Origin of the sequence: Bordetella sputigena (assembly GCF_965137885.1) — a bacterium.
In the GTDB taxonomy this organism is placed as follows: Bacteria; Pseudomonadota; Gammaproteobacteria; order Burkholderiales; family Burkholderiaceae_B; genus Bordetella_C; species Bordetella_C sputigena.
In genome coordinates this window covers 186,222-206,657 of sequence record NZ_CBCSCA010000005.1, presented here as the reverse complement: position 1 = coordinate 206,657, position 20,436 = coordinate 186,222, and the positions used below count along the sequence as shown (strand labels likewise).

Annotated in this window: 19 protein-coding genes; 4 read left to right on the top strand and 15 right to left on the bottom strand. The window is 65.2% G+C overall.

The features are described 5' to 3' along the window. Nucleotides 1-66: 66 nt before the first annotated feature. The 3 genes from ACNA0R_RS11945 to ACNA0R_RS11935 all read right to left on the bottom strand — a co-directional run bounded on the left by ACNA0R_RS11945 (nucleotide 67) and on the right by ACNA0R_RS11935 (nucleotide 4,333). Nucleotides 67-2,274: a phosphocholine-specific phospholipase C gene (locus ACNA0R_RS11945; protein ID WP_415826222.1), complete on the bottom strand. Its 2,208-nt coding sequence runs from the start codon at nucleotides 2,272-2,274 to the stop codon at nucleotides 67-69. Between the two features lie 609 nt (nucleotides 2,275-2,883). Then, nucleotides 2,884-3,276, bottom strand: coding sequence for a hypothetical protein (locus ACNA0R_RS11940; RefSeq protein ID WP_415826221.1), 393 nt, complete (start codon nucleotides 3,274-3,276; stop codon nucleotides 2,884-2,886). Between the two features lie 76 nt (nucleotides 3,277-3,352). After that, nucleotides 3,353-4,333: a Bug family tripartite tricarboxylate transporter substrate binding protein gene (locus ACNA0R_RS11935; RefSeq protein WP_415826220.1), complete on the bottom strand. Its 981-nt coding sequence runs from the start codon at nucleotides 4,331-4,333 to the stop codon at nucleotides 3,353-3,355. Nucleotides 4,334-4,761: 428 nt separating this feature from the next. On the opposite strand from ACNA0R_RS11935, the gene ACNA0R_RS11930 reads away from it, so the two are divergent. The 3 genes from ACNA0R_RS11930 to ACNA0R_RS11920 all read left to right on the top strand — a co-directional run bounded on the left by ACNA0R_RS11930 (nucleotide 4,762) and on the right by ACNA0R_RS11920 (nucleotide 8,152). Beyond that, nucleotides 4,762-6,432 carry a flavin-containing monooxygenase gene (locus ACNA0R_RS11930; RefSeq protein ID WP_415826219.1) on the top strand — a complete coding sequence of 557 codons (1,671 nt, stop codon included), beginning with the start codon at nucleotides 4,762-4,764 and terminating at the stop codon, nucleotides 6,430-6,432. Beyond that, nucleotides 6,429-7,187, top strand: a complete 759-nt coding sequence (locus ACNA0R_RS11925) for an SDR family NAD(P)-dependent oxidoreductase (RefSeq protein WP_415826218.1) — start codon at nucleotides 6,429-6,431, stop codon at nucleotides 7,185-7,187. Before ACNA0R_RS11930 ends, ACNA0R_RS11925 begins: the two co-directional genes overlap by 4 nt. A 110-nt stretch (nucleotides 7,188-7,297) precedes the next feature. Next, a complete protein-coding gene (locus ACNA0R_RS11920) occupies nucleotides 7,298-8,152 on the top strand; it encodes an IclR family transcriptional regulator (RefSeq protein WP_415826217.1) in 855 nt (284 codons plus the stop codon). A 37-nt stretch (nucleotides 8,153-8,189) separates the two neighbouring features. Here ACNA0R_RS11920 and ACNA0R_RS11915 read toward each other — a convergent pair whose 3' ends face one another. The 12 genes from ACNA0R_RS11915 to ACNA0R_RS11860 all read right to left on the bottom strand — a co-directional run bounded on the left by ACNA0R_RS11915 (nucleotide 8,190) and on the right by ACNA0R_RS11860 (nucleotide 19,443). After that, nucleotides 8,190-9,158 carry an alpha/beta hydrolase gene (locus tag ACNA0R_RS11915; protein WP_415826216.1) on the bottom strand — a complete coding sequence of 323 codons (969 nt, stop codon included), beginning with the start codon at nucleotides 9,156-9,158 and terminating at the stop codon, nucleotides 8,190-8,192. 113 nt (nucleotides 9,159-9,271) lie between these two features. After that, nucleotides 9,272-10,399: a mandelate racemase/muconate lactonizing enzyme family protein gene (locus ACNA0R_RS11910; RefSeq protein ID WP_415826215.1), complete on the bottom strand. Its 1,128-nt coding sequence runs from the start codon at nucleotides 10,397-10,399 to the stop codon at nucleotides 9,272-9,274. After that, entirely contained in the window at nucleotides 10,396-11,565 is a 1,170-nt protein-coding gene (locus ACNA0R_RS11905) for a mandelate racemase/muconate lactonizing enzyme family protein (protein WP_415826214.1), read from the bottom strand. The genes ACNA0R_RS11910 and ACNA0R_RS11905 overlap by 4 nt, the downstream gene beginning before the upstream one ends. Nucleotides 11,566-11,567: 2 nt before the next feature. After that, nucleotides 11,568-12,542 carry a Bug family tripartite tricarboxylate transporter substrate binding protein gene (locus ACNA0R_RS11900; protein ID WP_415826213.1) on the bottom strand — a complete coding sequence of 325 codons (975 nt, stop codon included), beginning with the start codon at nucleotides 12,540-12,542 and terminating at the stop codon, nucleotides 11,568-11,570. A 75-nt stretch (nucleotides 12,543-12,617) separates the two neighbouring features. After that, nucleotides 12,618-13,322 carry a FadR/GntR family transcriptional regulator gene (locus tag ACNA0R_RS11895; RefSeq protein ID WP_415826212.1) on the bottom strand — a complete coding sequence of 235 codons (705 nt, stop codon included), beginning with the start codon at nucleotides 13,320-13,322 and terminating at the stop codon, nucleotides 12,618-12,620. 163 nt (nucleotides 13,323-13,485) lie between these two features. Then, nucleotides 13,486-14,319 (bottom strand): N-formylglutamate deformylase, encoded by an 834-nt coding sequence (gene hutG / locus ACNA0R_RS11890; RefSeq protein ID WP_415826211.1) that lies wholly within the window; start codon nucleotides 14,317-14,319, stop codon nucleotides 13,486-13,488. Nucleotides 14,320-14,419: 100 nt separating this feature from the next. Then, nucleotides 14,420-15,811 (bottom strand): formimidoylglutamate deiminase, encoded by a 1,392-nt coding sequence (locus ACNA0R_RS11885; RefSeq protein WP_415826210.1) that lies wholly within the window; start codon nucleotides 15,809-15,811, stop codon nucleotides 14,420-14,422. Continuing rightward, complete coding sequence (locus ACNA0R_RS11880) at nucleotides 15,808-16,470, bottom strand: HutD/Ves family protein (protein ID WP_415826209.1); 663 nt, start codon at nucleotides 16,468-16,470, stop codon at nucleotides 15,808-15,810. Before ACNA0R_RS11880 ends, ACNA0R_RS11885 begins: the two co-directional genes overlap by 4 nt. Continuing rightward, nucleotides 16,463-17,233, bottom strand: coding sequence for an amino acid ABC transporter ATP-binding protein (locus ACNA0R_RS11875; RefSeq protein WP_415826208.1), 771 nt, complete (start codon nucleotides 17,231-17,233; stop codon nucleotides 16,463-16,465). Before ACNA0R_RS11875 ends, ACNA0R_RS11880 begins: the two co-directional genes overlap by 8 nt. Continuing rightward, complete coding sequence (locus ACNA0R_RS11870; RefSeq protein ID WP_415826207.1) at nucleotides 17,230-17,898, bottom strand: amino acid ABC transporter permease; 669 nt, start codon at nucleotides 17,896-17,898, stop codon at nucleotides 17,230-17,232. The genes ACNA0R_RS11875 and ACNA0R_RS11870 overlap by 4 nt, the downstream gene beginning before the upstream one ends. Before the next feature lie 8 nt (nucleotides 17,899-17,906). Beyond that, nucleotides 17,907-18,653: a transporter substrate-binding domain-containing protein gene (locus ACNA0R_RS11865; RefSeq protein WP_415826206.1), complete on the bottom strand. Its 747-nt coding sequence runs from the start codon at nucleotides 18,651-18,653 to the stop codon at nucleotides 17,907-17,909. Nucleotides 18,654-18,699: 46 nt separating this feature from the next. Beyond that, a complete protein-coding gene (locus ACNA0R_RS11860) occupies nucleotides 18,700-19,443 on the bottom strand; it encodes an IclR family transcriptional regulator (protein WP_415826205.1) in 744 nt (247 codons plus the stop codon). A gap of 346 nt (nucleotides 19,444-19,789) precedes the next feature. On the opposite strand from ACNA0R_RS11860, the gene ACNA0R_RS11855 reads away from it, so the two are divergent. Further along, on the top strand, nucleotides 19,790-20,206 hold the full coding sequence (locus ACNA0R_RS11855) for a hypothetical protein (RefSeq protein WP_415826204.1): 417 nt from the start codon (nucleotides 19,790-19,792) through the stop codon (nucleotides 20,204-20,206). Nucleotides 20,207-20,436: the final 230 nt, after the last annotated feature.

Genomic DNA, 20,436 nt, shown 5'->3' with positions numbered 1-20,436 from the left:
GAACGGGGCGGACGACAGACGCCGCGCCACGGACTGCCATGGCGCGGCGTCTTTACCAGCAAAGCATCAAAGATCTTCCATGCCCATCGCCGGATCGCTCACGCCGTCCTTGCCCGTTTCGACGCGGCCCGCGAAGCGCCGCGACCAGCCGGGCTGCTCGGCGCAGGTGACGACGAAATCGTACCACTGGGCGCTATCTTTCAGATCCCAGTGCACGTCCTGGCTGGCGCCGGCGGCCACCGTCAGGTTCCATGGACCGTCATTGCGATAGGCCTTCGCCCGCACCGTCAGATGCGCATCCTTGCCGCCGGTATTCATGCCGGTCAGATAGACGTTGCCATTCGTCACGTCGTAGCAGACGCGGACTTCGGGCACGGCGGCGCCGTTGGCGGCCTGCACCGAAAGGTCGCCGGTGAAGCTCCGGTGGTAGCCGTTCGGTCCGAGCACCCACAGGTCATATCGGCCATCGTCCGCCGACTTGGCGTCCCAGCTGTCATCGAGCTGCTTGCCCGCCTCGACCACATAGCGCCGCGGAACGCGATCCAGGTGCAGGCGGTCGTAGACATGGAACACGGCCGCGGCCGAGCCCGTATTGGAGAAGATCAGTTTCACAGCGCCCGTCGACGCATCGGCGCGCGCGCTGGTGTGCAGCTCGTAGGGCAGGGCGCGCGATGGCCGCGTGCCGGCGCCTTGGCGTGGCAGGTTCTGCTGCGTGGGCAGCGCCACCTGGCCCAGCGCATCCTGCGAGATGCGCAGCGTATCCGCATCGTTGCGGCTGCGGCGCCCGGCCAGCGAGGGCAGTGCCGCGTCGTTCGGCGTGGCGAAGTTGAATGCCGACGTCAGGTCGCCGAACACCGCGCGGCGATACGGGCTGATCTGCGTCTCCGCCACCCCGAAGCGGGCTTCGAGGAAACGCAGTATGGACGTATGGTCGAACTGCTGCGAGTTCACCCAGCCGCCGCGGCTCCACGGCGAGATCACGTACATGGGAACGCGCGGTCCCGGACCATAGCAATCGCCGTCCGGCGCCGGCATCGAGGTGTTCGGCACCACGCCATGCGTGTAGTACTCGTACGACATATCGCTGGCGCTAAGCGTCGACTTGCCGAAAGTGGTGCCCGACGTCATGTCCAGCGACGGCGCGCAAGGCGGCGGCACATGGTCGAAATAGCCGTCGTTCTCGTCGAAGTTGATCAGCAGCACGGTCTTGGACCATACGTCCGGATTGGCGGTCAGCGCGTCCAGGACTTCCTGGGTGTACCAGGCGCCTTGCACGGGGCTCGACGGGCCGGGGTGCTCGGAATATGTTTCCGGCGCGATGATCCAGGAAACCTGCGCCAGCTTGTTGTCCAGGATGTCCTGCTTGAACGTCCCCAGGAAACCACCGTCCGGCATCGTATTGGCGATGCCCTTGTAGAGCGGATTGTTGACGTCGTCGCTGGGGGCGTACGCCGGGTTTACCGGCACGTCGTGATAAACCGGCTTGCCCGAGCGCAGATTGGCGTCGCGATACTGCTTGAAGCCGATCAGCGGGTTGTCGGTGAAGTTGTCCGGCATGTTCTGGTAAATCATCCAGGACACGCCGGCTTGCGTCAGGCGCTCGGGATACGTCATCCAGTCGAAGCCGGTGGTGGTCAGGTCGGTGGTCGTGTCCAGTCCATCCCAGACGTTGTTCACCACGACGCGGCCGGCCGGCGTGTTGGCGCCATTGGTACCCGTCCAAAAGAACAGGCGGTTGGTATTGGTGCCGCCGTGCAGGGAGCAGAAGTAGCCGTCGCACAGCGTGAAGGCATTGGCCAGCGCGAACTGGAAGGAGGCTTCCTGTTCGGTGAAGTAGCCCATCGACTGCTGCCGTTTGTAGCGCGCCCACTGGTACATGCGGCCCTTGTCCCAGGCATCGCGCGCGTCCGTCCAGCTGTGCGGCGTGCCGCTGACGCGTTGCGCATTGCCCTGCGTCTGGTCCAGGTGATACGGGAGGATGGGCTTGCCGTTGGCGTTCAGCTGCTGCCACACGTTCAGGGCGTTCGGCACCGGGATCGTGAAGCGATCGCCGAAGCCGCGCACGCCTGCCAGCGTGCCGAAGTAGTTGTCGAAGGAGCGGTTCTCCTGCATCAGGATGACCACGTGCTCGACATCCTTGATGGTGCCCGTGCGATTGTTCGCGGGGATGGCCAGCGCGCGGCGGATGCTGGGCGGGAACATGCTCAGTGCGGTCAGGGACGCGGTGGCGCCCAGGCTGTTGCGCAGAAACTTGCGTTTGGCGTTGTTGATCATTGTCGGTTCGCGGATCGGTTGTGGCGCGAAGGCCTGCATGGCGGGCACGGTGCCGCCGGGGTCGCTATGGGATGGAGGGGAAGGCGCGAGGGACTGCGTTCGCGACGATGGCCGGCTACGGCGCGCAGTGCATCACCGGCGCGGGCGGCGGCGGGGTGCCCGGCTGCTGCTCCGGCGGGGCCGGCTGCGTGGGCGTGTCCGGATTCGAGGGCGCATCATCATCATCGTGGTCGCCGCCGCAGGCGGTCAGCGAACAAGCGAGGGCGACGGCGGCCAGCAGCATGGGCCAGCGCGCGGCAGGACGGGCGTGGGAGCGTCGGATAGGGGTCGGTTTCATGCGGCGAGGGGGACGAGTTGCAGAAACGGCCGCGGAACGGCCGTGCTCGACGGTGATGTGCGTTTCGTTTGCACAAAACGCACAACTCCAAAAAAGTGCAACCGCATGATCGGCCATCGAGGTGACATGGCCGTGACAGGAAGGTTTAAGGAAGATGGCGGGAATGTGGAGCGCGGCGGCGGCGCCGCTGCCGAATGGAAAGATGGGCGGGTATTTGGTCTACCACCCGGAACAGTCGTGGGTCGCCAGCAGTCGCCGTGCGCACCATGCGTTCATCGACCCGGCGTGTGTTTCGGCAGCATTGATCGACGACCGTGGCGCGGCTTGGGCGCGACGCCTATCCGCGTGTCACGGGCGAAGACGAGACTCAAAATAGCTTCGACCGTTCGTTCAAAACCCGGATCGGATTCGGGCACATACAGCCACTTCCCAAGGACAGGATGTGGCCGCAGGCGCGGCAGTTCGCCGATTAGAGCGGCATGCCGCTCCTGCGAAGTGCACACCAGCAGGCCATCCCAGGGTGGCCCGCGATCGGCGGCGACCACGCAAAGTTGTCCATCGATATATCCGGCGTCGCAGCCGAACATTCGCTTGTGGATATAGGTGGGGTCCCGCTCCAGCGGCTCGAGGATCCAGGCGAGCGAGTTGAATCTGTTGGACGACATTGCGCTGGGTAGGTCTCCGGACTGATCTTCTGATGGTAATACGCTGCATTACCTCGTCAACCCGGAGGGGGCGCGCTTATTTCCCCTGCTGCAAGCTCTGCTTCAACCCCGTCTGTTCCGCCGCCGTACGCGAGACTTCCAGCTTTTTCGCGATGACCGCCTTGAACTCGCTGGGCGAGTTGCCGGTGGGTATGAAGCCCATGGACAGGAATTTCTCGCCCAGCTTGGGATCGCGCAGGGCGTCCATCAGGGCGTTGTTCAGCGTGGTCTTCAGGCTATCGGGCATTCCTTTCGGACCGACCAGGCCGTAGAAGAACGTGCTCTCCAATCCAGGGACCGCTTCCGAAAGCGTCTGGACGTCCGGCAGGCCGGCCCATCGCGTGGTGGAGCCGACCGCGACGGCGCGCGCGGCGCCGCTTTTGATATAGGGCAGGGCCACGCCCAAAGGCAGCACGAGCATGTCCACGTGGCCCGCGAGCAGGTCGGTCATGGCCGGGCCCGTCCCCGGGTAGCCGATGATGGTGGTTTTCACTCCCGCCGCGTCCTGTATGCGCAGGCTGTCCAGATGCATGCCTCCGCCCGAGACGACCGCGAAATTGAGTTTGCCGGGGTTCTTCCTGGCGTACGCGACGAAGTCCGCGAATGTTTTGATGGGTACGGACGGATTCACGATCAGGACCGTGCCGCCGGAGGCGATCTGGCCGATATGGTCGAAGTCTTGCACCATGTCGTAACCGAGATCGTCCCGCACGGCCGCGTTGCCTATATCGGAGTCGGTCCAGATGCCAAGGGTATAGCCGTCCGGCGCGGCGCCTTTAAGGTCGCGGATGCCGATGACGCCTGTGCCGCCAGGGCGATTTTTCACTATCACCTGCTGGCCCCACTTGCGGGACAGGACCTCCGCGACGCTACGAGCAACGGTGTCGGTGCCGCCGCCGGGCGCGTAGCCGACTATCAGCGTCACGGGACGGTTGGGAAATTCACTGGCATGCGCGACGGGCAAAAGCAATGACATCGCCGCCCACAAGCCCACGGACCAACGGACAATCAGCTTCATTTTGTCTTCCTCCTCAGGGGACCTCAGGGTCGCGGTGCCTGGCTATGTCTGCGGCTGGCGCGACCCTGCAGAGACGACTATACAAAAAAACAACTGACTGTCAAAGAAAATAATAGTCTTCTATAGAAGACGATATTAGGCCACTCCCTGGGCGCTAGGACATATGGCCGAGCTTGCGGTGGCTCCAAGAACCCGCCACCGCGCTCCCGCTGCCCCAGTCCATTGGGTTGCACTGAGTTCCGGGCACAAGGCCGCCCAGAACGTCTTCTATAGAAGACGATAGTACGCTATTGCAAACGTGCAGCGCATGTCCTACCATGGGCCGAAACGCACGTTCCAACGCGATCCCGTTCATCCGCCCCGTGTCGTACGCGGGCCTCGGCCCGGACCGGCGTTCCCCGTTCTACAAGCTTCCACAAGGAGGAGACATGTCGAAGGACACCCCATGCCAAGGTGCCGCGCCCGGCGCCCGTGAGCGCGTCGATGTTCTGATCGTCGGCGCCGGTTTCGGCGGGCTTTACGCCATCTACCGCATGCGCAGGCTCGGCCTCCAGGTGCGCTGCATAGAAGCGGCCACCGGGGTCGGCGGAACCTGGTTCTGGAATCGCTACCCAGGCGCCCGCTGCGACGTGGAAAGCCTCGACTACTCCTATTCCTTTTCCAACGAGCTGCAGCAGGAATGGAGCTGGTCGCACCGCTACGCCGAGCAGCCGGAAATCCTGGCATATCTGAATCACGTGGCCGACCGTTTCGATCTGCGGCAACACATCCGCTTCGAAACGCGGGTCACCTCGATGCGCTACGACGAAGCGCGGTCGGTGTGGCATGTTTCCACCGACAGCGGCCCGGCGGTGGAGGCCCGCTTCTGCATCATGGCCAGCGGGAATCTGTCGGCGCCGCGCGTCCCGGATATTCCCGGCATCGAACGGTTCAAGGGCGAATGGCACCATTCCGCCCGCTGGCCGGAACAGGGCGTCGATTTCACCGGCAAACGCGTGGCGTTGATAGGCACCGGCGCGACGGGCGTGCAAATGCTGCCCAGGATCGCCGCGCAAGCCAGCCTGGTAACCGTCTTCCAGCGAACCGCGAATTTCAGCGTGCCCGCGCAAAATCACCCCATGCCGGAGGATGAAGAGCGCGAACAGAAGGCCAACTATCCCGCGCTGCGTAAAGCGGCGCGCAAGCAATCCTCCGGAATGTCGCGTGTCGCGATTCCCACCATGTCCGCGCTCGATATGCCCCGAGAAGAGCGCTTGCGCCTGTACGAACGCCTGTGGGCGAAGGGCGGCAGCGCACGGATGATGGGGGCATTCACCGACCTGATGCGCAACGAGGAGGCCAATGAAAGCCTGGCTTCATTCGTTCGGGAAAAAATCCGCGCGGTCGTCAAAGACCCGGTCACCGCCGAAATCCTCACGCCCCGCGATCACCCGATAGGCTCGCGGCGGCTTTGCGTGGATACGGACTACTACGAGAGCTTCAACCGGGATAACGTGAGGCTGGTCGATGCCCGCCGCACACCCATCCAGGAAATCACCGAGCAAGGGCTGCGGACGACCGACGCCGAATACGAAGTGGACATCATCGCTTTCGCGACCGGCTTCGACGCAATGACGGGCGCGCTGAACGAAATATCGATCACTGGACGGGCGGGCGAGCGCCTGGGCGACAAATGGCGCGCCGGGCCGGCCACCTATCTCGGTCTCATGGTGCACGGCTTTCCCAATATGTTCATCGTTACCGGCCCCGGCAGTCCGTCGGTAAAGGCGAACATGGTCACCGCGATCGAGCAGCACGTCGAATGGATCGCGGACTGCCTGGCCTATCTCGACGATCACGACATCGCCACCATAGAGCCGACATCGGAGGCCGAGGACATGTGGGTGCGGCACGTGAATGAGGTGGCCAACGGCACACTCTTTCCGAAGGCGACCAACTCCTGGTATGTCGGCGCCAATATCCCCGGCAAGCCGCGTGTCTTCATGCCCTACGTCGCGGGCCTTCCCGCCTATATCAAGGTTTGCGAAGAAGTGGTCGCGGACGGCTATCGCGGCTTCGATCTGCGGAAAAGCAGAATGGACGCGGAGGCCAGCCTATGACGGCCGAAAGCGTATTCGTGGTCGGGGGCGCGTCCGGTATCGGCTTGGAAACGGCGCGCTACTTTCTCGAACGGGGCGCGGCCGTGACGATCATCGATGCCAACGCGGACAAGCTCGCGCGGGCCGAAAGGGCGCTGGCGCCGCCAGGAAAGCGCGTGTTTGCCCGCGCGGCCGATGTGCGCGATCGCGCAGGCTTGCAAGAGGCGTTCAGTGACGGCGCCGCCCGCCACGGCGGCATCGATGCCCTGGTATTCACCGCCGGAGTGCTGCTTCCCGCCTCGCTGGCCGATATGACCGATGACGCTTACGACCTGACCTTCGACGTGAACGCCAAGGGTTTCTGGCGCTGTGCGCAAGCCGCCTTGCCTTTCTTTCCGGAAACCGGCGGCGCTATCGTCGCGATATCGTCATCGGCGGGCCTGCGTCCCAAGGCCGGTAACGGCGCCTACGCGGCGTCCAAGGTCGCGCTGCAATTCCTGGCGCGAACGCTGGCATTGGAATTGGCCCAGAGGCAAATACGCGTGAATTGCATCTGTCCCAGCATGCTGAAAACGCCCATGACCGAAAAATTCATCGCCGGTGCCGCGCAAGGCGGATTCCACCTGACGGCAACCACGCCGCTCGGACGCCTATGCACGGAGGCGGACATCGCGCGGACCATCGCGTTTCTTTGCTCGGATGAGGCGTCATTCATCACCGGCGCGACCGTCGCGGTGGACGGCGGATCCACCGCCGGCATGCCATTGGCGCTTTGAATGAGCTGCTATATTCCGCGTGGAGCGCCGCAATTCCCAGGAAGACCCGAGCAGACCGCGTTGCGGCCATCAACCCTTGCATACGACCCTGTCACAGGAATGAGTTCATCGTGAGTACCGAGTACGGGATCGAGGCTGAATCGCAAGCGAGCAGGCCCGATGATACCGGCAAGGCCAGCCACGCTGACGGCGCCGAACGTGTCGTCGGCAAGCCGGTAGGGGCGATCGTTTCCGGACTGGCGGTGCTGCGCGCGCTGCATCGGGCGCAACGCCCGCAAAGGGCCAGCGAGGTTGCGCGCGAAACCGGCCTGCACCGCGGCACGGCGTTCAACATCCTCCGCACTTTCCAGCGGGAAGGGCTGGTCGCCTATAACGAACGCGAGCAAACCTACAGCATAGGTGTCATGGTCCTGGAGCTGGCCCACGGCGTGCTGCGTACCAGCGGCTTGCTCGATGTCATCAGGCCGGAAATGTTTGCGCTGGCCGAGCGCGTAGGCGTCACCGTCGCGCTGGCGAAGGTCGAGAAAAGCTACGACCTGGTGCTGCTGGATTTCGTGGGCGGCGGGTTCCGCGTCGACAGTTATTTCAGCGTGGGCCGGCGATCGCCCCGTTTCTCCGGCGCCTCAGGTCTGGTGATGGCCGCGTTTTCCGGGGCTGCGCCGGAATTGATCGAGTCCGCGTATGGCCAGACGGAATGGTTCCGCAAGCCTGCCTTCGAGGAGTATGTCCAGCGTGTGGAAACGACGCGGGCGCGTGGGTACGCGCTGGATTCCGGAGACAGAAGGCGAGGGCTGACGCAGATCGCGGTGCCGATCTTTTCGCAGGCGGGACCGTTGACGCTGGTCCTGACCGCCGCCAATTTCAGCTACGTCATGACCGAACCGAAAATAGCCGAAGTCGCGGAAGCCATGCTGGCCTTCGCGGATCGCATGTCACCGGAGCTGGCGCGCCTGCGCCTGGACTGAAGCCCGCCGGCGCGCGCCCGGGTCCAGGCGCCGGCGCTTACCAGCGCTCCGCCGGTTCCGGCAACGCCAAGGCCTTGCGCAGGGCCTCGCACATGCGATGAAACTCCATGTCCACCGCGGCGCTCAGCCGGCGCGCCCGCAAGCAGCCGTGGATCATGCCCACGCCTATGCGCATCTCCACGTCCGTCCCCGCCGCGCGCAGCTTGTCGGCATAGCGCCGGCCATCGTCCAGCAAGGGGTCGTGGTCGGCCAGCAGCAGATACGCCGGCGGCAGCCCCGCGTGGCTCGCCGCGCGCATCGGCAAGGCATAGCCGTCATCGCGCATCGCGCCCACCGTGGGCGGCAGAAAGGATTCCAACGCGTAGGCCATGGCCTCGCGCGTCAAGAAGGCATCCTGAGTGTTGTGCAGATAGCTGGGCGTATCGAGATCCGCGTCCAGCGTCGGGTAGATCAAGGCCTGCATGCGCAACCGTGGTCCCCCGCGATCGCGCGCCAGCAGCGCGCACGCCGCCGCCAGGTTGCCGCCGGCGCTGTCGCCGGCTATCGCGATACGGTCGGCGTCGATGCCCAGCATCGCGGCCTCGCGCGCGGCCCAGGTCAATGCCTCACAGGCGTCGTCCGTGGGCGCCGGATAGGGGTTCTCCGGCGCACGGCGGTAATGCACGCTGAGCACCAGCGCGCCGGTATTGAAGGCCAGGCTGGCGGTGATGAAATCATGTCCCTGAGGACTGCCCGCCACGAAGCTGCCGCCGTGCAGATAGACGATCGCCGGTAACGGCGCATCCGAGCGGGGCCGGTACACCCGTACGAGGATCTCACGGCCCGGCAGCACGATATACGTATCGTTGACCGCCAACGAGGCCGGGTAGGGTTCGTTCATCAATGCGGCCTGGCGATCGGCGCGCGCCCGCCGCTGCGCCAATGTCAGGCTGCCAAGGTCACCCATCTCCGCCAGGGCTTTGCGGGTGCGATCGACATACTGCTGGATGCCCGGATCGTAAGCCATGGATGGTCACCTGCCGTGATGCATGAGTGGGAAGGCCACTCTACAAGATGGCCATACCGATGCCAATACTGGATTGCCCGTCTCGCACGGCAGGGCGATCATCGATCGTCTTCTCACGAAAACGGTTCACCGTCGCGGGAGAAGCTGCGCAGTTTTTCTTCGTCCAGGGCCAGTCCCAGCCCGGGTTCATCGGACAGCGTAATCATGCTGTCGCGCTGCGCCGGCAGCGGCCGCGCCAGCATGTCGTGCAGCGGATTGCGGATATACATGTCCTCGAAATAGCGGAAGCGCGGGATGGCCGCCGACAGGTGCATGGAAGCCGCGATGCAGATCGGCCCGGATGCGCCCGTATGCGGGCATACGGCGATGTTGTACGCGTCCGCCAATGCGGCGATGCGCCGGCAGCCGGTGAAGCCGCCGGCGCGGGCGATGTCAGGCTGGGCGATATCCAGGAGTCCCTGTTCGAAGAACGGACGGAATCCCGCGCTGGTGAATTCGCCTTCGCCCGCCGCGATGCGGATGTCCTTGACGGCGCCGCGCACGCGGGCATAGCCGGGTAGATCGTCCGCCAGGACGGGTTCCTCCAGCCAGTAGATGCCCAGGCGTTCCGCGGCACGACCCACCACGATGGCGGAGGTCGGATCGTAACCGGCGTTGGCATCCAGCATGATCTCCACGCCGGGCCCGACGGCCGCGCGCACGGCTTCCATGCGCGGGATGTCCGCCTGTATGCCTTCGCCAACCTTCAGCTTGATCGCGCGATAGCCCTGCTTGACCAGGGCGCGCGATTCTTCCGCCATGACCTCCGGGGTATCCAGGAGTACGGACGAGGCATAAACGTCGATCTGCCGGCGGCCGTGTCCGGCCAGCAGTTGCCAGGTCGGCCGGCCGGCGGCCTTGCCCAGCAGATCCCATAGCGCGATGTCCACGCCGGAGATGGCCTCCATCAGGAAGCCGCGCGTATGGCCGCGCGCGCGCATCGTCCGGTACATGTCTTCCCAAAGGCCTTCGACGTGCCGCGGGTCGCGGCCTATCAGCACCGGCGCGAGGATTTCGCGGACCACCGCCGCGGCGACGCCGGGGCCCAGCCGCGCGATACATTCCCCGGTGCCGTGGATGCCTTCGTCCGTGACGATGCGCACGGCCGTCGCGGTCAAGGACGCCAGCGTGAATGTCGAAATCCGCCACGGCTTTTCGAGCGGCGCCTCCAGCGTCATGGTTTGTACGGCGGTGATCTTCATATGGATTTCCCTCCTTTCGCGCTCAAAGTGACCCACGGCGTCGAATTGCCCGGATAGGTCACGCCATACCGCGCGACCGCATCCGCATCGAAGCGGAAAGACAGTCCCGGATCGGTAGGCAAAAGCAGATAGCCATCCTTGGCTACCAGTTGCCGATCCAGCAGACGCCGCAGATTCACGATATGGTCGTCCGGCATGAACTCCATCCAGTTGGCATTGGGGCAGGACGCCACCAGATGCACATGAATGTCGTGCCATGCATGCGGCGCCACCGGAACGCCATAGCTGGCGGCAGTGGCCGCGATGCGGCGCCATTCGGTAATGCCGCCGCAAACCGTCGCATCCGTCTGCAGGATCGTGGTCGCGCCGCGTTCCAGCAGGTCCTTGAACCGCCAGCGGCCGGCCTCGATTTCACCCGTCGCGACCGGTACGCGTGTGGCGCGGGCCAGGCGCGCATGGTTGTCGATGTCGTCGGGTGAAAAAGGTTCTTCGATCCAGTAGGGGTGGTGCGGTTCGATGCGTTCCATGTAGTGCAGCGCCGTCGGCAGGTCCGGCCAGGCGTTGTTGGCGTCCAGCATCAGATGCACATCTTCGCCGATGGCGGCGCGCACTTTGCCTACGCGCGCGCCTTCCTGGCCTGGGGACAACTTGCCGACCTTGATCTTTACCGCCTTGTACCCCTCGTCGACGAATGCGCGCATTTCCGCGGCCAGGTCGTCGTCGGTCTTGCCCGGCCAGTAGTAGCCGCCGCTCGCATAGGCCGGCACCTTGTCCAGGACCGTGGCGCCGAGCAGCTTGTACAGCGGCAGGCCGACGCTGCGCGCATTCAGGTCCCAGAGCGCCACATCCAGCGCCGACAGCGCGCGTATCACCGCGCCGGCACGGCCCTGCAGCAGCGCCTCCTGGTACATCTCGCGCCACAGTCCTTCGACGCGCCAGCTATCCTGGCCCAGCAGCAGCGGGCCCAGAAGATCGGTCACGGCCACCTGCAGCAGCCTTCCGGATGTGTTTACCGCGTAGCAATAGCCGATGCCTTCCACGCCATCGCTGTCGCGGATGCGCACCAGGCAGTACTCGCGGGCGCTGACGGTGCGCGTGGAAAACTGCACCGGGTTGTCCAGGGGCACCCTGGCGATGCAGGCCGATACGGATTCGATCGATGCCATGTTTACTCCGCTTTGATACCGGTTTTCTTGAAAACGTCCGTCCATTTGGTGTACTCGGCCTGCATCAGCGAGGCGAATTCGGCGGGCGTGTCGCCCACGGGAACGGCGCCTTGCTGGGCCAGCCACTGCTGCGTTTCGGGTTTGCGCACGATGGCGACGATGTCCTTGTTCAGCTTGTCGACGACGGGCTTGGGCGTGCCGGCCGGCGCGATCACGCCGAACCAGACATCGGAGTCGTAGCCAGGGATGGTCTCCGCCACGGTCGGGACGTCGGGCAGGACGGCGGCGCGCTGCGCCGAACTGACGGCCAGCGCTTTCAGCCGCTTCTCCTTCAGGAAGGGCAGGGACTGGACCGTGGTCAGGAACATCAGCGAAACCTGTCCGGCCAGCAGATCGTTCATCGCGGGCGCGCCGCCGCGATAGGCGACGTGCGTCATCTTGATATCCGCCATCTGGTTCATCAGCTCATGCGAAAGATGCTGCGTCGAGCCGTTGCCCGGTGAACCGAAGTTGATGCTTCCCGGCTTGGCCTTGGCCAGCGCGATCAGTTCCGCCACGTTATTCGCCGGCAGCTTCGGATTGGCCAGCAGTACGAAGGGAGACGTCGCGACCACCGAAACGGGCGCGAAGTCCTTCAATACGTTGTAGGGCAGATCTTTGTACAAGAGGCCATTGGTGATGTGCGAGGAGATCGTCAACATCAGCGTGTAGCCGTCGGGCGCCGAGCGCGCCAGTTCGGTGGTGCCAATGACGCCGTTGGCGCCGCCGCGATTTTCAACGACGACGGATTGCCCCAGTGATTTGCCCATTTGCTGCGCGAGATAGCGCGCCAGCATGTCGGTGCCTCCGCCCGGCGGAAAACCGACGATCAGCTTCAATGGCTTGTCGGGATACTCCGCGCGCGCGCCGCAAGGCGCCGTACCGATTGCGAGCGCCGATACGGCGCCCAGGATGGCCAAGCAATGCCGTGCATTCATCTTGTCTCCTCCAGCGGATTGGCTTCGCCCGTGTGTCCGGGCGTAAGCAGGGTGTCGCCCCCGGGCCCGGGGGCCCTAATGAGCGTGGAACTTGCGTAACCGCTCCATTCCATTGCGCACATGGGTGCCGGCGGCCTGCGCGGCGGCTTCGCCGTCGCGGGCCGCGATGGCGTCGTAGATCGCCTGATGCTCCTGTTGCACCGCCTGCAGCCACCCCGCCACGCTGCTGTTGCGGCGGCTGATGCCCAGCTGTTCGCGGACGTGGCGTTCCAGAAAGCGCGCGAAGTCGTCGTAGATGCGATTGTTGGTGGCGCGCGCGATGGCGCGATGAAAGCGCATGTCTTCCTCCACGCCGTCGCCGCCGTGTTTCTGCACCTGCTCCAGCTCCTTGAGCGCCGCGCGGATCTCGCGCAGCTGCGTGGCAGTGGCGCGCTGCGCGGCCAGCGCGGCGGCCTGGGTTTCGACGCCTATGCGCAGCTCGAAGACCTGCTGCACGATTTGCTGTGGCGTCTCCGCGCCGGCCGGCGCGATGCGGAAGGGAGCGGCGGTCAGCGATTCGGCGACGAACGCGCCCAATCCCTGGCGGGTGGTTACCAGGCCGTCGGATTTGAGGCGGGCGATGCCTTCGCGCACAACCGTCCGGCTGACGCCGTATTCCGCGGCAAGCTGCTCTTCCGTGGGTAGCCGGCTGCCCGGCGCTCGTTCACCGGACTCTATTTGCCGGCTCAGGATTTCGCTGAGTCGCTCGGTCAGGTTGGAATTGCGCAGGGTCGACGGCATGGTGGCTGGCTTCCATAAAACTGATACGCCTGTCAGCGTATTGCATGATTATCATACAACCATATTTTTGCAGCCGGCAATGGGGACGGGCGCCGCCGGCGTATTGATACCTGCGATCCGGTGCCGGCGGCGCCCGCGATGACGCGGACGCCCTACGCTTCGCTTACTGTTTACGCGACCGCATGACGCCGTCGAACGCCGTCTGCACCATGCGCCGCAGCAGCGGTTGAACGCGGTTCGCGCGCTCGGGCAGGTAGTCGAACGGCAGCGCTTCCTGCATATAGCTGCACTGGGTCATTTCCAGCTGTATGGCATGGATGCCCTGTTCCGGCTTGCCGTAGTTGCGCGTGATATAGCCGCCGGTGAAGCGCCCATTCAACACGCTGGTGTAGCCCTGCGACTCGCCTTCGCGGGCGACGGCCGCCACGGCCTCGGCGATGTCCTGCGCGCAGGCGCTGCCCTTGCCGGTGCCCAGGTTCAGGTCGGTCAGCTTGCCCTCGAAGAAACGCGGCAGGACCGAACGGATCGAGTGGGCGTCCCATAGCAGCACGACGCCATGCTGGTCGCGCAGGCGGTTCAGCTCCTGCGCCAGTTTGTCGTGGTAGGGCTGCCAGATCCGGGCGCGGCGTTCGGCGATCTCGGCTTCATCGGGCACGTCGTTGGCGTCGCGATACAGCGGCGTGTCGTCGAAGGTATCGACGGGACAAAGGCCGGTCACGCTCTGGCCCGGATACAGGCTGCTGCCATCGGGCGGACGGTTCAGATCGGCGACGTAGCGCGAGTGCGTGGCGACCAGCACCGATGCGCCCATGCCGACGACGAAGTCGTACAGCCGTTCCAGGTGCCAGTCGGTGTCGGGAACGTGCCGCGCTTCGTCCGTCAGTCGTTCCGCGATGGCGGGGGGCAGATAGGTGCCGACGTGGGGCATGGAAACCAGCAGCGGCGCCGTGCCTTGCCGGAAGGTGAATACGGGACGATCGGTCAGTGGTTGGGACATTGCTTCCTCCTGATGTTGAATTAGCCTTCGCGGCGAAGGACGGCGGTGTCAGCGGAGCGCGTGGGGCAGGCCGGCGTGGTCCGGCGCGGCTCGCCGGGCATCAGCGATCCGCCACCAGCGCACGCCGCACCTCGACAAACGCCGCGGCGGCCGCGTCGCGCAGGGCATGGCGGCCTTCCAGCACGCGCAATTTGCCGCCGACCCATACCTTGCCGATCGCGGAAGTGCGATGGCTGCCGAAGACATGCGCGGACAACATATCGTGTGCGGGCAAGCCCGCCAGGGCGACATGGCCCGGATCGAGTTCCAGGAAGTCGGCCTGCTGCCCCGCTGCGAGACCGGCTACCGGACGACCCGCTGCCTGGGCGCCGCCCGCGACCGCGGTCAACGTCATGGCGGTAGCGACATGCGGCTGCCGGGCGTCGGCCAGGACGTTCCGCTGCCGCGTGATCAGCCGCAGGCCGTATTCCAGCCATTGCAGTTCTTCGGCGGCGTTGACGGTGGAATGGCTGTCGGAGCCGACGCCCCAGCGGCCGCCGCCTTCGCGCCAGTGCGCCATGTCGAACAGGCCGTCGCCCAGGTTGGCTTCGGTGGTGGGGCAAAGCCCGGCCACCGCGCCGGTGCGTGCGGCGTCCAGGGTCTCGTCGGGGGTCATGTGGGTGGCATGGACCAGGCACCAGCGGGGATCGACAGGCGCATGCTCCAGCAGCCAGCGCACCGGCGGCAGGCCGCTCCATGCGATGCAGTCCTCCACTTCCTTCACCTGTTCGGCGATGTGGATGTGGATGGGGGCGGTGGGGTCCAGCGCGTCCAGGCCCGCCAATGCTTCCTTCAGTGAAGCCGGCGGCACCGCGCGCAGGGAGTGCGGCGCCAGGCCCAGGCGCGCGCCTTGTGCGTCGCATGCGGGTTTAAGCGTATCGAGCAATCGCAGCATGGCGGTCGTGTCATGCAGAAAGCGCCTCTGGCCTTCGTGCGGCGCCGCGCCGCCGAATCCGCCGGATTGGTACAGCACGGGCAGCAGCGTCATGCCTATGCCCGCGCGTTGCGCGGCGCGCAGAATCGCCAATGCCATCTCGGGTCCATGGGCGTACGGCCGTCCGTCCAGGTCGTGATGCAGGTAATGGAATTCGCAGACGCTGGTATAGCCGGCTTCCAGCATCTCCACGTACAGCCAGGTCGCGATGGCTTCGGCCTGGACCGGATCGATGCGGCCCGCACAGCGGTACATCAGTTCGCGCCAGCTCCAGAAGCTGTCCGCGGCCTGCGCGCGATACTCCGTCAGGCCGCAGAACCCGCGCTGGAACGCGTGCGAGTGCAGATTGGGCATCCCGGGAATCAACGGCCCGGTGGCTTGCGTTTGTCCGGGTTCGGGCCGGGTGTCGCATCCGATCCGCGTCAGGCGCCCTTGCTCATCCCAGTCCAGGGTAACGCCGCGGGCCCAGCCTTCCGGCAGCAATGCATCCGCGGCCCACAGGCTGTTTGCGTGCTTCATATCGCTTCCTGTTCTTGCGCGCCGTGCGCCGGCGCCGGCGTATCGATCGCCACGACGATCAATCCGGTGTCGACCGGGCTGTGTTTCTTCGTGCAGCGGACACGCCAGGCGTGCGGGTGTTCCGCCCACCAGAGGCCTTCATCCAGCTCGAGCGTGTGCTGGCTGCCATCGTCGCGCTCCACCAGCCAGCTGCTGCCTACCGCCAGCAACAGGCCGCATGCCGCGGTCGGCAAAATCGCGTGGTTGTCGATGACCTGGACGCCGGCATGCACCTGGCCGCGCCGGCTCATCACGTTGAAGTCTTCCGATGCACCGTCCCGCAGGACACAATCGACGGCCACGTCGCCTGGAAAGGCGAAGGGCGCAAGCGGGCGGGTCAGGGCGTGTTCGCGGCCTTTGAAATCGCCGCGTAGCACTACGCCCGGACCGCTCAATAGCGTAATGATGCGGTCCATCCCCGGAAAGCGCGAGAATGGCCCTCCCGCCGCGATGCGTGCAACGCTGATGCGCCACAGGAAGTTGTCCATGTCCGCGCCGGGAGGCCAGCACACGATCTCCCTGGTCAGGCCGCCGCCGTTCTTCCAGGGCTGCGCCGGGACATCGGCCAGGCGGAACAGCGCAGGCACGTCGGCCCCGCGCGAGGTGATGGGGTCAGCCACGTTTGAGTACCGCCTGCAGGAATTCGCGCGTGCGTGGTTGCGTCGGCGCCGTGAAGATATGCGACGGCGGCCCGGCTTCGATGATGCCGCCGCCGTCCATGACGACGACCACGTCGGCCACTTCCTGCGCGAAGGCCATTTCATGGGTGACGACCATCATGGTCATGCCTTCGGCGGCCAGCATTTTCATGACCTTCAGCACCTCGCCGACCAGTTCGGGATCGAGCGCGGACGTCGGCTCGTCGAACAGCATGACCCGCGGCCGCATGGCCAGGGCGCGCGCGATGGCCACGCGCTGCTTCTGCCCGCCGGACAGGCTGGCGGGCATGGCATCGGCCTTATGCGCCAGGCCGACCTTGTCGAGCAGCGCGCGGGCTTCTTCCTCGGCCTGCCTGCGTCCGATGCCGCGCAGCTTGCGCGGACCCAGCGTGATGTTGTGCAGCACGTTCAGGTGCGCGAACAGGTTGAAGGACTGGAACACCATGCCGACTTCTTCGCGCAGCTTGTTCAGCCGGCTGTCGGGCAGCATGCGGCCCGACGCCAGCAGCGGCTGGCCGCAGATTTCGATGTCGCCGCCTTGCGCCAGCTCCAGGCCATTGCAGCAGCGCAGCAGGGTGCTCTTGCCGGAACCGCTGGGCCCGATGACGACCACGACCTGCGAGGGCAGGACATCCAGGTCGATGCCGCGCAGTACCACGTTGTCGCCATAGGCCTTGGTCAGCTGGCGTATGCGGACCATGGGTTGTTGGGTATTCGTGTTCATTGCACCATTCCTCCCGCGCGCAGGCGCAACTCGATACGCCGCAGCAGGAAGGTCGTCACGCCCGTCAATATGAAGTAGATCACCGCGATGGCCAGATAGACTTCCAGCGACCGATAGGACACGGAAATAATCTTTTGCCCTTCGTGCATCACGTCATGGATGGTCAGCAGGGACACCAGCGCGGAATTCTTGATCAGCGCGATGAACTCGTTGCCCAGCGGCGGGATCATGCGCACGAAGGCCTGTGGCAGCACCACGCTGGTCATGGCCATGCGCCCCGGCATGCCCAGCGAGCGCGCCGCTTCCACCTGTCCGCGGTCGATGGACTGGATGGCTCCCCGCACGATTTCCGAGACGTAGGCGCCGCTGTAGACGGACAAGCCGATGGTGCCGCAGACGAAGGCGGGCAGCATGATGCCGAATTGCGGCAGGCCGAAGAACAGGATGAACAGCTGTACCAGCAGCGGCGTGCCCCGTATGGCCGCCACGTATGCGGAGCACAGGCCGTAGACGAAGCGGCGGCGCGGGTTCAGGCGGCCGATCCCGACCAGCAGTCCGATCACGCAGCCGCACAGCAGCGATACGGAGACGATCTCCACCGTGACCGCCGCGCCTCGCACGAGGTCCGGCCAATTGGCCCAGACCGGAGAGAAATCCAGATCCATTCAGGGCCTCAGTTGCTGAACCACTTCTTGACGATGGCGTCGTAGGTGCCGTCGGCCTTCAGCTTGGCCAGCGCCTTGTTCAGGGCCGCGGTCAGTTCCGGCTGGTCCTTGCGGACGGCCATGCCATAGGCTTCGGTGGTCAATTGCTCGGGCAGTACCTTCAGGCCGCCGCGGGTGCGCACGTACTGGTAGGCGGCGGGCAGGCCCGTCACCGCGGCGTCGGCGCGGCCGATGGCGACCAGATTGAACATCTGATCGTTCTTTTCCACTTCGACCAGCTTCACGCCGGGGTAGTTGTCCTTCAGGAAACCCACCGACTTGGTGCCGACCTGCACGGTAACCTGCTTGCCGTCCAGGTCCTTGGGCGTCTTGATGGTGTTGTTGTCGGCCTTCACCATCGCGACCAGGCCGCCCGCGTAGTAGGAGTCGCCGAAGTCCACCACCTTGCGGCGTTCGTCGGTGATGTAGATCGCCGACACGGCCATGTCATAACGCTTAGCCACCAGGCCCGGGATCAGGCCCTTGAAGTCGATCTGGGTCCATTCGACCTTCTTGCCCATGGCCTTGGCCAGGGCTTCGGTGAGTTCGATGTCGAAGCCGGTCAGCTTGCCGTTCTCGACGTACTCCATGGGCGGGAAGGTGGCATCGGTGACGACCCGGATCACGTCCTGGTCGGCGTGCGCCGGCGCGGTGGACCACAGCAGGGGACACAAGGCGAGCGCGGCCTGCAGGACACGGCGACGTAGGGCTTTCATATAAGGCTCCTTGGAGATCAGGACGCGAAGGTCCGGGGGACAAAGGTCAGGTCAGGTTGAGCAGGCGGGAAACGCGCGCGGCGGCTACCACCACCATCTGGATCAATTCGTCGGCGCGAGGCAGGCCCCGCGAGGTCGGCGCCATCAGCGTCATGCAGCCGGCCAGCCGCTGGCCCGGCCCGAAAAGCGGTGCGCTGGCACCCCACACGCCTTCGTCGACTTCGTTCTGGCTGCAGGCATAGCCGGCCTTGCGGATGGCGGCCAGCGCGGCGCGATCGGGCAACCGCGGGTCGGGCGGTTCGTCTTGCCATGCATCCAGCACGGCGTCGCGCCGCGCGGCGGGCAGATGCGCAAGCAGGCATTTCGCGGTGGCGCCCTTGCGCAAGGGCACGCTGCGGCCTTTTTCGAAGGAACAGCGCAGGGCTTGCGGGCTCTCCAGCATGTCCAGGCAAATGGCCCGGTCGTTCACCGCCACGATCAGCCCCACGCTTTCGTTGGATTGGTGCACCAGCCGCTGCATGTCCATGCGGGCCATGTGCACCAGGCTCGAACTGGCATCGAATCCCTGCGCCAGTTGCAGGCCCATGGGGCCGGGCGCGTAACTGCCGTCTTCCTCCTGCACGAAACCCCAGTGCTTCAGGCGGGCCAACTGCCGGTACAGCGAGCTGCGCGGCAGGCCGGTCATTTCAGCGAGCTGCTGCGCTGTCATCGGACCGTTCCATTGCGCCAGGGTGGCCAGCACGAGCAGTACGCGGTCCTGGGAGGCGGGGGCAATCGTGGACGAAGACATAGTGGCGGCAGTATGGTCCACCCGGGCCGCATGGGCCAGTAGGGATTCCCACTGTATGGGAATCCGCGCCAGCTTTTCGTGGCCCGGTGAATCGGTAAACCGCGCCCTCCGCCCCAGGAAACCAAGGGAAAACCCGTATCAGCGCACTACCGCTTGGCGGGTTGCCGGCATTGACGCGTCCCATGCCGTGGGAATCGGATCCGGCCGCGCGTCGGCGCGGTGCATAACACGATGCGTCCGGGCACCAGCCCGGCGCCTCGCCCGCGGCGGGGAACCGCGGTCCTAAGCCGACGACGTACCTATCCCTTTACGACGTCATCGACGTCCCCTTCAAGGAGATCTGGCCATGCAGATATCGTCGCGTTCCACCGGCATCGATCAAGGATACGGCCCGCAGGCCGATGCGGCCACGCCCCAGTTGCGGAATCCACGGACAGAGGGGCTCGCGACCTCTGATGCCGAGCAGGACCAACGGCTCGATGCCTTCCTGAAAGCCTGTGCCGAGACCTTCGGCCCAAGTCCGATGGAGCCTGAACCGGAAAACCGCCCCAGGGCGATACCGTCGACCCACATGTGGATCAACCCCGAAGAGATGCGCATGTTGCGGCAGATGTTCGAGGCGCGCCTCGCTCGCGCCGAGGCCCGGATGAAACATCAGTTGGATCGCAGTGTCGCGGACCTCCGGTCCAGGGTGGCCGACCAGCAGGCAAGCGATGGCGCGAGAAGCAATGCGACGCCGAAGACCTCGGTCAAATCCGCTTAATGGATTTCCGGCCGCCGGCCATGCGCGGCGCGCGGGCGGCCCGGTTGTGGTTTTTTAGGTCGCCGGGGCTCTCTTAGTTGTATCCGGGTCGATGATAAATTTCGTGATGTTCCTGCGGAATTGTGCTCATCAATGTCGTATTGATACAACTTAATTTCACAACCTGTCCTTGAGTACAATGCCGAGCGCCTGATCCGCCCATAGGATGAACCCTCCTCCACGGAGTCATC

What these genes read in the sequence shown, in the direction of transcription:
- ACNA0R_RS11945 (WP_415826222.1), bottom strand. Translation starts at nt 2,274, where the DNA reads ATGATCAACAACGCCAAACGCAAGTTTCTGCGCAACAGCCTGGGCGCC.
- ACNA0R_RS11940 (WP_415826221.1), bottom strand. Translation starts at nt 3,276, where the DNA reads ATGTCGTCCAACAGATTCAACTCGCTCGCCTGGATCCTCGAGCCGCTG.
- ACNA0R_RS11935 (WP_415826220.1), bottom strand. Translation starts at nt 4,333, where the DNA reads ATGAAGCTGATTGTCCGTTGGTCCGTGGGCTTGTGGGCGGCGATGTCA.
- ACNA0R_RS11930 (WP_415826219.1), top strand. Translation starts at nt 4,762, where the DNA reads ATGTCGAAGGACACCCCATGCCAAGGTGCCGCGCCCGGCGCCCGTGAG.
- ACNA0R_RS11925 (WP_415826218.1), top strand. Translation starts at nt 6,429, where the DNA reads ATGACGGCCGAAAGCGTATTCGTGGTCGGGGGCGCGTCCGGTATCGGC.
- ACNA0R_RS11915 (WP_415826216.1), bottom strand. Translation starts at nt 9,158, where the DNA reads ATGGCTTACGATCCGGGCATCCAGCAGTATGTCGATCGCACCCGCAAA.
- ACNA0R_RS11910 (WP_415826215.1), bottom strand. Translation starts at nt 10,399, where the DNA reads ATGAAGATCACCGCCGTACAAACCATGACGCTGGAGGCGCCGCTCGAA.
- ACNA0R_RS11905 (WP_415826214.1), bottom strand. Translation starts at nt 11,565, where the DNA reads ATGGCATCGATCGAATCCGTATCGGCCTGCATCGCCAGGGTGCCCCTG.
- ACNA0R_RS11900 (WP_415826213.1), bottom strand. Translation starts at nt 12,542, where the DNA reads ATGAATGCACGGCATTGCTTGGCCATCCTGGGCGCCGTATCGGCGCTC.
- ACNA0R_RS11895 (WP_415826212.1), bottom strand. Translation starts at nt 13,322, where the DNA reads ATGCCGTCGACCCTGCGCAATTCCAACCTGACCGAGCGACTCAGCGAA.
- hutG (WP_415826211.1), bottom strand. Translation starts at nt 14,319, where the DNA reads ATGTCCCAACCACTGACCGATCGTCCCGTATTCACCTTCCGGCAAGGC.
- ACNA0R_RS11885 (WP_415826210.1), bottom strand. Translation starts at nt 15,811, where the DNA reads ATGAAGCACGCAAACAGCCTGTGGGCCGCGGATGCATTGCTGCCGGAA.
- ACNA0R_RS11875 (WP_415826208.1), bottom strand. Translation starts at nt 17,233, where the DNA reads ATGAACACGAATACCCAACAACCCATGGTCCGCATACGCCAGCTGACC.
- ACNA0R_RS11870 (WP_415826207.1), bottom strand. Translation starts at nt 17,898, where the DNA reads ATGGATCTGGATTTCTCTCCGGTCTGGGCCAATTGGCCGGACCTCGTG.
- ACNA0R_RS11865 (WP_415826206.1), bottom strand. Translation starts at nt 18,653, where the DNA reads ATGAAAGCCCTACGTCGCCGTGTCCTGCAGGCCGCGCTCGCCTTGTGT.
- ACNA0R_RS11860 (WP_415826205.1), bottom strand. Translation starts at nt 19,443, where the DNA reads ATGTCTTCGTCCACGATTGCCCCCGCCTCCCAGGACCGCGTACTGCTC.
- ACNA0R_RS11855 (WP_415826204.1), top strand. Translation starts at nt 19,790, where the DNA reads ATGCAGATATCGTCGCGTTCCACCGGCATCGATCAAGGATACGGCCCG.